Here is a 12,490-nt window from a genome sequence, read left to right as displayed (position 1 = left end):
TAAAAGTAAAGAGGTCATAGACTAAGTCTATGACCTCTTTTATGTGAGAAATACGGAAAAAAGAGATGTTAGAAATTTCTTTCTTCCTAAGACAATTATACTATAACTTATTTTAAAAGTCGAGTGAATAAGTAAATATTTATGTTAATTAATTACAAAAATGTAACAAAATATCATTAAATAAATTACTTAAATAAATTGAGAAAATAAATTAATTTATTAATTATCCTGCTTTTATTAATATAAAAATATAATTATAAAATTTATAAATATACGATAAATTAGAAAAAAAATTGAACAAATTTGAAAGTTTGATAAGTTAGTAAAAGTGTGTAAAAAATTGTAAATTTCAACGTTGTTGTGATATAATGTTACATATTGAGTAAAATTTGGAGAATTTTTGCTTTACAAAATTTGGAGAGAATATTAATTAAGTAAATTTGGAGGAATATTAATGAAGAAGAGAAGAAAGATGTTGTCAACAGGAATAATGGCAACTATGTTAGCTATGCCAACAATGGCTTTCGCTAACGAAACTAATGTTAACAGTTCAGATATAAATATAAACTTAGAAAAAAGAAGTGTTATATATGGAGACACTTCAAAAATAAGCATATCTTTTAAAGAAGACTTAAAAGCAAATAGCATAACTTTAAATTATTTATGTTATGACCAAACTTTAAGTACAACATTAAATTACAATCCACAAACTAAATCTTATGAAGGAACTATAAATTTCAATATAGACCCAGAATATTTAAATGTTTGGCAAATTGAAAATATAGTAGTAAATAGTGATGAAAATGCACAAACTTTAGATAAGTCTAAATTAAAAGAAATGGGATTAAACTTAGACGATTACAAAATAACTCAAGAATATATAGTATCAGATTTACCTAGCATGGCAAACTATATACAAAGAACTTCATCACCTGTTAAAAAGCTTGTAGGAAGCGATAATTTTGAAACAGCAGTTAAGATAAGTCAAGAAGGATGGAAAAATGGAAGCAACAAGTTAGTTGTAATAAATGGAGATAAAGTAGCTGATGGTATAACTGCAACACCACTTGCTGCAGTACACAATGCACCAATATTAACAGTTGGCCAAAATAATATACCAGATGTTATAAAAAATGAAATAAAGCGTTTAAATCCAAGTGAAATAATAATAGTAGGTGGAACAAATACTATAACAACATCAGTACAAAATCAATTAGCAGGAATAAACAATGCTAGAGTTAGTCGTATTGGTGGAGTAGATAGACACGATACATCTTTAAAAATAGCACAAGCTATGGATAATCAATATGATGTTCAAACAGTCTATTTAGCAGAAGGATTTAAAGGAGATATAGATGCTGTATCTATAGCAACAAAAGCAGGTCAAGATAAGCAACCAGTAATATTAACAGAAAAATACAAAGTTCCAACTGCTACTTATAACTGGTTAAAAAATGAAGGATTAAAAAATGCTTATTTTATAGGTGGACCAGAAACATTAGATACTAAGGTTATAGACCAAATAGCAGATATAACTAATGTAGCTAGTGGACAAAGTGTATATAAAAATAGAGTATATGGTGCAGATAGAAATGAAACTAACGCAAAAGTTATATCAAAATTCTATCCACAAGCAAATTTAAATGCTATGTTAGTAGCAAGATCTGATAAGCTTACAGATGCATTAGTAGCAGGACCACTTGGAGTAAAATTAGGTTCACCAGTACTTATAACTCCACAAACATATTTATCAAAATACCATGAAGCAAACCTAGATGCTAAAAATGCAGATATGGTTTATCAAATAGGTGATGGAATGAGACAAAGCGTTATAGATGATATAGCTTATAGATTATCACCTCATAATGCTGGTAGTAAAACTGTAGTTGTTGACCCAGGTCACGGTGGAAGTGACCCAGGAACTAGTAATTTAGAAAAAGATTATACGTTAGATACATCATTATCAACGACAGAATACTTAAGATCAAAAAATGTTAATGTAGTTCTAACAAGAGATACTGATAAATATATAACTCTAGCAGAAAGATCTAGCATATCAAATGCAATGGGTGCAGATTTATTTGTAAGTGTTCATTTTAACTCTTTTAATGGACAAGCAAGTGGTTCAGAAGTTTACTATAAATATAAAGACAGAAATGGTGGAACTAGTAAAACACTAGCTACTAATATATTAAATAGTATACTAAGCAAGTTTGACTTTAAAAACAGAGGAGTAAAAACTAGAACAACTGATAGTGGTCAAGATTACTATTCTGTAATAAGAAGAACTGATGCACCAGCTGTAATAGTTGAAAGTGCATTCTTAGATAACTCTAGTGATTTATCTAAATTAAATACATTAGAAAAAAGAAAGACTTTAGGTGTTCAAATAGGTAAAGGAATAGAACAAACTTTAAAGTAAAAATTTAGTCGAAAAATTTAAGAAAATAAGCAAAAGTATTGAAATATCAAGAATAATTTGAACTAATAAGCATTTATTTTATTGATTAACTACAAAATATTGAGTATAATATAAAAATGAGTCGAATTATATTTTATGCAAAATAACAATATATGGAGGCATAATATATGGATGATTATACTAGTGAGGGAAATGAAATGAATGTAACTACTTATAATAGTGAAAAAGAGCAATTATTCAACGATATCGATTACAGCTTAGTTAAAGGTTCAGTATTATTTAGCGTATATCAAAGAAGTTTAGATATAGTACTATCTTTAATTGGATTACTAGTAGGTGTGCCTATAATGATCATATTTGGTATCCTTATAAAGTTAGAAGATAAAGGGCCAATGACTTATAAGCAAGAAAGAATGGGCAAAGGTGGTAAGAGATTTTATATATATAAATTAAGATCTATGAGAACTGATGCCGAAAAATTTGGTGCTAAGTGGGCGGAAAAAGATGACCCAAGAATCACTAAAGTTGGACGTTTCATCAGAAAAACTAGAATTGATGAAATACCTCAACTATTTAACATACTTAAAGGTGATATGAGTATAATAGGTCCAAGACCTGAAAGGCCATCTTTTACTATTGAGTTTAATGAATACATTCCTGGATTTATAAATAGATTAGCGATAAAACCTGGTCTTACAGGATGGGCTCAAGTAAATGGTGGTTATGATATTACTCCAGAAGAAAAGTTGGTAGAAGATTTATACTATATAAGAAATAGAAGCATACTACTAGATATGAAAATACTTCTTAAAACTGTTAAGGTCGTACTAACAGGTGATGGAGCTAGATAATTTAAAACTTAGATTATTAACCTAAAAAGCTCTTTTTTTAAAGAGCTTTTTTTAAATTATAAAAAAGATAGGAGGTTAACATGATAAAGAAAAAAATTCTAACTTTACTGGTAGGCTTTGTATTTGCTACTACATATATAAATGTATATGCAGACTCTAATTATAAAAAGACGCTTATAAATGGAGATAACAAGCAAATATCTATGGAGCTTAATAAAAGTTATTTTAAAAAAGCTGATGAAGCAATAATTATAAATGAAAACGCAGGAGTAGATGCTATAAGTGCAACTCCATTAGCATACTTAAAAGATGCGCCTATTATAGCTGTAGATGGAAAAAAAATTAGTAATGATATACTTAATTATATTAAAGGATTAGAAGTTAAAGACGTAACTATAATCGGAGGCGTTAAAAATGTTTCAAAATCTGCTGAAAAACAATTACATGATATGGGAATAAATATTAATAGAATTCATGGAGAAAACAGATATGAAACCTCTCAAAGTATAGCTGAAGAAATGGGAAAAGAAAAAGATATATCAAATGTTGTAGTTATAAGCAATACTGCAGGTCTTGAAAATGCCATAGCAATATCTAATTTTGCTTGTAAAAAGAATGCTCCAATAATTTGGGCAGATGATAACTCTTTTAGAGATACTTCAGATTTTGTTGAAGAGCAAGAATATGATAATGTTTATGCAGTTGGAAATTCAGCTAGATTTACTTATGCAAGTAAAAATGAAATGAACAATGTTAAAATAATAAAAGAAATGAGTAGATATGAAACCAACATAGATACTATAAAAGAAAATAATAAAAATTTAGATACGATTTATACAGTTAATATTGATTATGGAAATCGTGCAGATATAAGTAAATATGTATCATTACCAGTAGTGGCAGCAAAGGAAGATATACCTATATTAGTTTGTAACGATAACTTTACATACCCTCAAGAAGAATTTATTAAAAAAAATGTAGATAAAGTAATAGAGGTTGGAGAAGCAGTAGAACCTTATAGTATTATCGATACATTAAAAAATAAATCGTTTATAAGAGTTTATATAATAATTTTAGCTATGATAGCAATTCTTATAAGAGGAGTTAAAGCCTAGTATATATACAAGTAAGGAGATTTAAAAATGTCAAAAACAGCTAAGGCAACTTTATGGATTATGATAGGTACTATGCTTTCTAAAATATTAGGATTTTTTAGAGAGATTGTACTAGCTAATTTCTATGGTACGAGTGCACATACTGATGTATTTTTAGTAACACTAAATATACCAGGTCTTATAATAGCAGTAATAGGATCGGCTATTGCAACTATGTATATACCAGTATATATTTCAACCAAAGAAAAACATGGTGAAGAAGAAGCTCTAAAGTTTACCAATAATATGTTAAATATTTGTTGTGTAATCGCAATTATAATAGCCATATTAGGATTATTATTTACAAAAGAGTTTATAGATGTACTTGCAGGTGGATTTACTGGTGCAAAATTTGATACAGCAGTCAAATTTACTAGAATAATGATGCCAGGAGTTATTTTCTTAAGTGCTAGTAAATTACTTAGCTCATATTTACAAGCTAATGATAAGTTTACAGTACCAGCGTTAATAGGTATACCTTATAATCTTATAATTATATTAGCAATAGTAGTAAGTACATTTACTGATTTTAAATTCTTAGCAATAGGTGCACTATTAGCAATGGCAAGTCAAATGATATTCCAAATACCTTTTGCATTTAAAAGTTCATATAGGTATAAACCATATTTCAATTTAAAAGAAGAAAATATAAAAGAACTATCTGCATTAGTATTACCTATGCTTATAGGAGTTGCAATAGGTCAATTAAACATAGCAGTAGATAGAGCATTAGCTACTACATTAGGAGACGGACCATTATCTGCTTTAAACTTTGCATCAAGATTAAATGACTTTGTAATGGCGTTATTTGTTGCCTCAATTATAACTGTTATATACCCAAAACTTTCTAGATTATCTAATGGAAATAATAAAGAAGGTTTTGTAAGCACTATTGTAAAAACTTCAAATTGTATAACATTAATTGTACTTCCAATATCAGTTGGAGCAATAGTACTTGCAGAACCAATAGTAAGGATACTTTTCCAAAGAGGAGCATTTGATGCAACATCAACACATATGACTTCTATCGCACTAAAATTATATTCATTAGGATTAATAGCAGTAGCAATTAGAGATGTACTTATAAGAGCATTTTATTCTTTATCGGATACGAAAACACCAATGATAAATGGTAGTATAGCCTTACTAATAAATATAGTACTTAACTTTATACTTATAAAGTTCTTAGGATACGCAGGACTAGCACTATCAACAAGTATTGCATCCATAGTAACAGTACTACTTTTATTTAGATCTCTAAAGAAAAAGCAAGGATATTTTGGAGGAGATAAGATAGCAAAAACAGGTATAAAGAGCTTAATAGCTTCTATAATTATGGGTGGAATAACTATAGTCTCATATAAGTACCTATATGCATTTATAGGAACTAGTAAAATAGAAGAAATAATAGCAGTTGCCTTATCTGTTTTAATAGGAGCAATAGTTTATGCAGCATTAATAGTACTATTTAAAGTAGATGAAGTTAAATTAGTATTTGATATAATAAAGAAGACTATAAAAAGATAAAAGGTAGTCGTAAATAACATATAAAAAGATGGACATAAAGAGAGGTCAGTATTATGGACTACAAATTAGCATATAAAAACTGGATAAATTGTTCTTACTTTGATGAAGAAACAAAAAATGAGTTAAGAGCAATAGAAAATGATGAAAAAGAAATACAAGAAAGATTTTATAAAAACTTGGAATTTGGAACTGGTGGACTAAGAGGTATAATAGGTGCTGGTACAAATAGAATAAACATATATACAATAAGAAGAGCTACTCTAGGAGTTGCTAATTATATACTAAAAAATATGGGAGAAGAAGGTGCTAAAAAAGGAGTAGTAATAGCTCATGATAGTAGATTTATGTCTAGAGAATTTACATTAGAAGCAGCTAAAACTTTAGCAGCTTGTAATATAAAAACATATATATTTGATGAGTTAAGACCGACTCCAGAACTTTCTTTTGCAGTAAGATATTTAAACTGTTCAATTGGAATAGTAATAACAGCTAGCCACAATCCAAAAGAATACAACGGTTATAAGGTGTATGGTCCAGATGGTGGACAAGTTTGTATAGATATGGCAAATGATATAATAGCTGAAGTCAACAAAATAGAAGATTATAGCACTATAAAAGCTATGGATTTTGATAAAGCTGTAAATGAAAAATTAATAGTAGAACTAAATGGTGATGTAGATACTGCTTTTATAGATGCAGTTAAAAAGCAAGTTTTAAGACAAGACATAATAAATGAATATGGAAAAGATTTAAAAGTAATATTTACACCAATACACGGTACAGGAAACAAACCAGTAAGAAGAGCTTTAAAAGAAGTTGGCTTTGAAAATGTTAAAGTGGTAAAGGAACAAGAAAATCCAGATTCTAATTTCTCTACAGTAACATATCCAAATCCAGAAGAAAAATCAGTATTTAATATAGCAATAGAAATGGCTAAAAAAGATGGTGCTGATTTAATACTTGGAACAGACCCAGACTGCGATAGAGTTGGGGTAGTAGTTAAAGATGCTAATGGAAAGTATTTTGTATTAAATGGTAACCAAACAGGTTCATTATTAGTTAGATATATAATTGAAAGTTTAGTTGATAAAAACAAATTACCATCTAATCCAACAATAATAAAAACAATAGTAACATCAGAACTTGGAGCAGAAATAGCTAAGCATTACAATGTTGATTGTTTAAATACATTAACAGGATTCAAATTCATAGGAGAAAAAATGAGTGAATTTGAACAAACTAATGAAAAGACATTCATAATGGGATATGAAGAAAGTTATGGATACTTAATAGGAACTCATGCAAGAGATAAAGATGCAGTTGTAGCGTCTCTTATAATATGTGAAATGGCAGCTTATTATAAGTCAAAGGAAATGAGTTTATATGAAGCTTTAGTAGATACATACGAAAAGTTTGGATACTATAAAGAAGATTTAAAATCTCTAACTTTAAAAGGGATAGAAGGTATAGAGAAGATTAAAGAAATAATGAACTATTTCAGAACTAGCAATATAAAAGAAATAGCTAATATAAAGATAGACAAAATTCTAGATTACAAAGAAGGTATAGATGATTTACCAAAAGCTGATGTACTTAAGTTTATATTAGAAGATAAAACATGGATAGCAGTAAGACCATCAGGAACAGAGCCTAAAATTAAGTTCTATGTTGGAGTAAATTCAGATAGCCATAAAAAATCAGATAAGAAAATTGAAGATATAATGAATGCTATAAGCACATTAGTGGAATCGATATAATTTAATAAAATAAAAACTTAAAATGTTAGGGATTAATCTCTAACATTTTAAGTGTATAAAAGGAGTGATAGAATTGATACCAAAGAAAATCCATTATGTTTGGATAGGTGGACCTAAAGGAAACATAGAGAATATATGTATAAATTCTTGGAGAGAAAAAATGCCAGACTATGAAATAGTAGAATGGAATGAGCATAATGTTGATATAGAAAAAGCCATAAAAGGGAAAAAATTCTTAGAAATATGTTATGAAAAGAAATTATGGGCTTTTATATCAGATTATTTAAGAATAAAGGCTCTTTATGAACAAGGAGGTCTTTATATGGATACTGATATGCAAGTATTAAAAGATATAACGCCTTTACTTGAAAAGAGTGATATATTACTTGGGTATGAGTGCGAAAAATATATAAATGGAGCAATAATAGGTTCTACAAAAGGACACAAGTTCTTAAAAGAATTGCTTGATTTCTATGAAGAAGATATTATGAATGTAGATTTTTATACAATTCCTAGAATAATAACTTACATATTAGAGAATAAATATGAAAAAATAGATAGAAATAAATTTAGTGATAATATAGCAGTATACAATGAAGAATTTTTCTATCCATTTAGTTATAAAGAAGATTTTTATTATGACTGTATAACAGAAAATACTTATAGTATACATTGGTGGGGAAAAAGTTGGGCTAAGAAAAGAAGTTACTTCTTAGAGAGTAAACACTTAAAAGGAGTAGACAAACTTGTTAAGTGTGCAAAAATATTTGCAAGTAATACTTTACTAAGTATTAAAAGGAGAAGATAATTATGCTTGAAAGATTAGAGAAATTTCATATAAAGGAGATATTATTTACTTTAGCTTTAATAGCTATAATATCTAGAAAATATATAATGACATTTGCAAATAGAGTAGTAAATACAGGTCCATTAGGTTCACTTTTATTTTATGGTTCTATGGCTATACTAGGGCTTATGTTTTTTATGGATTTTAAGAAAAATATAACAGAAATAATCTTAGTGCTAATATCATCAGTAATATATGTATTTAATGGAGAAGGAGCTATATTGGTGCTAGTGCTTCTAGCAATAGCTGGAAAGAAAATATGTGATAAATATATAGCTAAGAATTATTTAATTATATCGACTATATTATTGATAATTACTCTTATTGTATTTAATGCATTTCCATGGCTACAAACTAATAGTGAAGTTCACTATAAATATATAAAGTTTTTAAATATATTCATACCTAGATTAGATTTTGGTCTTGGAAATCCTAACTTCTTATACTTATTTATGGTTCCAATATACGTGGCATATATATTTTTAAGATTTAAAAATTATAATAATATTGATAGAATAATTATGTTTGGTTCTATACTTTTTATATACTCTATAACTTATAGTAGAACAGGATGCTACTCATTATTAGGAGGGCTAATATTTGTTGAGATAATGAAAAGAATTGATATACAAAACAATAAGATATTATCAAATCTTTTTAAGGTTACTCCAATTTTATTAACTATTATAAGTGTAGCAATAGGTACTATACTTACAGACAATGTTTTATTAAATAAATTATTATCAAGTAGACCAAAACTTTGGAATGTATATTTACATCAACAAGGTAATTTCTTAAGTTTATTTGGTAATAAATATAGCAAAACTACCATAGCATTAAATGCTCTAGATAGTTCATATGTGTATATATTATGTACACTTGGAGTTATAGGATGTGCATTTTTAATGTTTTTATTATATCATGGTATAGACAGTTTTATAAAAAAATCTAAAAAAGAGTACTTAGTAGTAGTATTTATATTCTTAATGTATGGATTTACAGAAAATATGCTTGTAAACTCAGCATTTAGTTTTGGGATAGTGCTTTTAGTAAAGGAACTTATATTAGAAGACAAATTTAGATTTATATTTGACAAAATAAGGAGATAGGAGAATTTAATATGCTAGTATCATTAATAATGCCAACTTTAAATAGATATGATGAAATATATTTATTAATGGATAGTTTAAAAAGACAAACTTATAAAAATTTTGAATTGATAGTAATAGACCAAAATAAAAATGATAAAGTTAAAGAAATAATAGATAACTATGTTAATGACATGGATATAAAATACGTAAAAAGTGATAAGCCAGGATTAAGCTTAAATAGAAATATAGGTATTGATATGGCTAAGGGTCAAGTAATAGGATTTCCAGATGATGACTGTGCCTATGAAGATGACACTTTAGAAACAGTAGTAAACTTTTTCAAAGAAAACGAAGACTATAGATTATTTAGTTGCAAAACTATGGACTTTAATAAAGTTGATTATTTTAAAAAGATGTATGATGGTGAGTGTGAAATAACAACTACTAATATAATGGATACATTAACATCTATAACATTTTTCATAAACTTTAAAAATGATAAGTATACTAAATTTGATGAAAAGCTAGGTGTAGGTGGGATATTTGGTTCAGGAGAAGAAATAGACTATGTACTAGATCTAATGAACAAAGGATATAAAGGAAGATATTTTGGTGAGAAGATAATATTCCACCCAGCAAAAAAGCATTCTAAATCTAAGGAAAAATACCAAAGAGACTTTAACTATGGTAGAGGATTTGGAGCACTTTGTAAAAAGGAAATAGTTTATAGAAAAAACTATAAATTTATAAAAGTAATGGGATATAAAATAATAAGAAATATTGGTGGTATCATATTAAATAAAGATAGAGACTATCATGATGCTACTATAAAGGGCAGAATAGAAGGATTTAGACAATACAAATTGTAAAAATACGATGAGGTAAATTTATGAACAAAATAAAGATACTAATGAACATGGTTGTGGCTGCAGCAATATACCCATTTAAAAAATCTAATTTCAAAGGAAAAAATATTTGGTTAATTGGTGGACATGCAGGTGATATATATGATGATAACTCAAAGTTTTTATATGAATATATACTAAAAAATCATAAAGAAATAGATATTTATTGGGTGATAGATGAAAGTAGTAAGGTAAAGAATAAAATACCAGGCAAAAAGCTTATAAAAGGAAGCGTAGAAAATTATTTATATTATTACAATGCACAAGCAATAATATTCTCGCATGCACCATCAGCAGATATAGCACCATATAACTTTGCAGTACCTGTGCTAAATAGATTCCACAAAAAAACATTTAAAGTGTTTTTAAATCATGGAGCTATAAGCTTTAAAAAGAGAAAGCCTATGAATGCAAAGCTTAAAAAATTAATAGATGAATTAATGAAAAGCTACAATATGGCAACAGCAATATCTGATTTTGAAAGAAACATAATGGTAAATGAGTGGATGATGGATGATGAAGCTGTTTGTGTTTTAGGTAGCGCAAGACAGGACAACCTTCCACTAAATAAAGAAGATAAAAGTAAAGACATATTGTATATGCCAACTTGGAGAGATTGGATAAAATTTGGTGAAGGTAAATTTACTGACACAGAATATTTTAAAAATATAATGATGTTTTTAAATGATGAAAGATTAAACAATGTGCTTGATGAAAAAAATGTAAATATTAAGTTTTATATGCACCATTTAATGCACGAATTTATAGATGATGTAAAATCCAATATAACAGGTAAAAGAATAGTATTTTTAGATAAAGATGTAACAGTAGCAGATGAAATAACATCTTCAATAGCTAATATAACAGATTATTCTGGAGTGGCGATGGACTTTTTATATATGAATAGACCGATACTTTTCTACCAATTTGACGTAGATAAGTATAAAAAAGAAGTAGATTCATATATAGATCTAGATAATGAAATGTTTGGATACCTAGCATACAATAAGGACCAAGCAGTTGATGAATTAATAAAATTAATAGAAAGCAATTTTGAAGTTAAAAAAGACCAAGAAGATGCTAGAAATAAATTCTTTGCATATAATGATAATCAAAATTGTGAAAGAATTTATAACTGTATAATAAAGAAATTAAACAAATAATATAAAAGTATGAGGAAGACGATATGAAAAAAAGTTTAGTATCTATAATTACTCCCATGTACAATTCAGGAAAGTTTATAAAATATACAATAGAATCTGTTTTAAATCAAACTTATGATTATTGGGAAATGCTAATAATAGATGATTGTTCGACTGACAATGGTCCAGAGATTGTAAAACAATATATGGAAAAAGACTCAAGAATAAAATATATAAGAGTAGAAACTAACCAAGGAGTTTCTAATGCAAGAAATATAGGATTAAGTCAAATGCAAGGACAATTTATAGCATTTTTAGATAGTGATGACATATGGGAAAAAAATAAATTAGAAAAGCAAATATCATTTATGAAGAAAAATAATTGTGTAATATCTTTTACATCTTACGAACTTATAAATGAAGAAAATAAAAAACTAGATAAGGTTGTTAGAGTACCAAAAAGTGTAGATTACAAAACCCTACTAAAAGGAAATATACTAGGTTGTTTGACAGTTGTAATAGACAGATCAAAATTAGACTTTAAGATAAAAATGAGTGGTGCTAAACATGAAGATTATGTACTATGGTTATCTATACTTAAAAAAGGATATTTAGCTTACGGAATAGATGAAGTTTTAGCACAATACAGAAAATCAGCAACATCTCTTAGTGGAAATAAAGTAAAATCAGCAATGTGGACTTGGAACATATACAGAAATATAGAAAAAATACCACTACATAAATCTATATACTACTTTATAAACTACGGAATAAATGGGATAAAAAAAAGTTAG

At 27.5% G+C, this 12,490-nt stretch carries 10 protein-coding genes; all 10 read left to right on the top strand.

The genetic code is table 11. The annotated features are described in order from the left end of the window. Positions 1-454 precede the first annotated feature (454 nt). Complete coding sequence (locus ABCP60_RS06705; protein ID WP_271933815.1) at positions 455-2,422, top strand: N-acetylmuramoyl-L-alanine amidase; 1,968 nt, start codon at positions 455-457, stop codon at positions 2,420-2,422. A gap of 167 nt (positions 2,423-2,589) precedes the next feature. Continuing rightward, the gene (locus ABCP60_RS06700; protein WP_092923930.1) at positions 2,590-3,273 is read left to right on the top strand and encodes an exopolysaccharide biosynthesis polyprenyl glycosylphosphotransferase; all 684 of its coding nucleotides are present in this window, start codon (positions 2,590-2,592) and stop codon (positions 3,271-3,273) included. Positions 3,274-3,353: 80 nt separating this feature from the next. Next, on the top strand, positions 3,354-4,388 hold the full coding sequence (locus ABCP60_RS06695) for a cell wall-binding repeat-containing protein (protein WP_271933818.1): 1,035 nt from the start codon (positions 3,354-3,356) through the stop codon (positions 4,386-4,388). A 27-nt stretch (positions 4,389-4,415) separates the two neighbouring features. Further along, positions 4,416-5,954 carry a murein biosynthesis integral membrane protein MurJ gene (murJ, locus tag ABCP60_RS06690; protein ID WP_271892595.1) on the top strand — a complete coding sequence of 513 codons (1,539 nt, stop codon included), beginning with the start codon at positions 4,416-4,418 and terminating at the stop codon, positions 5,952-5,954. A 53-nt stretch (positions 5,955-6,007) separates the two neighbouring features. Next, complete coding sequence (locus ABCP60_RS06685) at positions 6,008-7,711, top strand: phospho-sugar mutase (RefSeq protein ID WP_092923939.1); 1,704 nt, start codon at positions 6,008-6,010, stop codon at positions 7,709-7,711. Positions 7,712-7,784: 73 nt separating this feature from the next. Then, positions 7,785-8,519, top strand: a complete 735-nt coding sequence (locus tag ABCP60_RS06680) for a glycosyltransferase (protein ID WP_092923942.1) — start codon at positions 7,785-7,787, stop codon at positions 8,517-8,519. Between the two features lie 2 nt (positions 8,520-8,521). Further along, complete coding sequence (locus ABCP60_RS06675; protein WP_092923945.1) at positions 8,522-9,667, top strand: polysaccharide polymerase; 1,146 nt, start codon at positions 8,522-8,524, stop codon at positions 9,665-9,667. A gap of 11 nt (positions 9,668-9,678) precedes the next feature. Next, the gene (locus tag ABCP60_RS06670) at positions 9,679-10,518 is read left to right on the top strand and encodes a glycosyltransferase (RefSeq protein ID WP_092923948.1); all 840 of its coding nucleotides are present in this window, start codon (positions 9,679-9,681) and stop codon (positions 10,516-10,518) included. A 20-nt stretch (positions 10,519-10,538) separates the two neighbouring features. Beyond that, complete coding sequence (locus tag ABCP60_RS06665; protein ID WP_343101499.1) at positions 10,539-11,717, top strand: CDP-glycerol glycerophosphotransferase family protein; 1,179 nt, start codon at positions 10,539-10,541, stop codon at positions 11,715-11,717. 23 nt (positions 11,718-11,740) lie between these two features. Further along, the gene (locus tag ABCP60_RS06660; RefSeq protein ID WP_092923954.1) at positions 11,741-12,490 is read left to right on the top strand and encodes a glycosyltransferase family 2 protein; all 750 of its coding nucleotides are present in this window, start codon (positions 11,741-11,743) and stop codon (positions 12,488-12,490) included.

Source organism: Romboutsia sp. MSSM.1001216sp_RTP31141st1_G3_RTP31141_220114 (genome assembly GCF_039031195.1).
Taxonomy (GTDB): Bacteria; Bacillota; Clostridia; order Peptostreptococcales; family Peptostreptococcaceae; genus Romboutsia_C; species Romboutsia_C hominis.
The sequence above is the reverse complement of the archived record's forward strand: the minus strand, read 5'-3'. Positions and strand labels throughout refer to the sequence as shown.

Bases quoted from the DNA above. Each gene is read 5' to 3' on its own strand.
- ABCP60_RS06705 (WP_271933815.1), top strand. From the start codon at position 455: ATGAAGAAGAGAAGAAAGATGTTGTCAACAGGAATAATGGCAACTATG.
- ABCP60_RS06700 (WP_092923930.1), top strand. From the start codon at position 2,590: ATGGATGATTATACTAGTGAGGGAAATGAAATGAATGTAACTACTTAT.
- ABCP60_RS06695 (WP_271933818.1), top strand. From the start codon at position 3,354: ATGATAAAGAAAAAAATTCTAACTTTACTGGTAGGCTTTGTATTTGCT.
- murJ (WP_271892595.1), top strand. From the start codon at position 4,416: ATGTCAAAAACAGCTAAGGCAACTTTATGGATTATGATAGGTACTATG.
- ABCP60_RS06685 (WP_092923939.1), top strand. From the start codon at position 6,008: ATGGACTACAAATTAGCATATAAAAACTGGATAAATTGTTCTTACTTT.
- ABCP60_RS06675 (WP_092923945.1), top strand. From the start codon at position 8,522: ATGCTTGAAAGATTAGAGAAATTTCATATAAAGGAGATATTATTTACT.
- ABCP60_RS06670 (WP_092923948.1), top strand. From the start codon at position 9,679: ATGCTAGTATCATTAATAATGCCAACTTTAAATAGATATGATGAAATA.
- ABCP60_RS06665 (WP_343101499.1), top strand. From the start codon at position 10,539: ATGAACAAAATAAAGATACTAATGAACATGGTTGTGGCTGCAGCAATA.
- ABCP60_RS06660 (WP_092923954.1), top strand. From the start codon at position 11,741: ATGAAAAAAAGTTTAGTATCTATAATTACTCCCATGTACAATTCAGGA.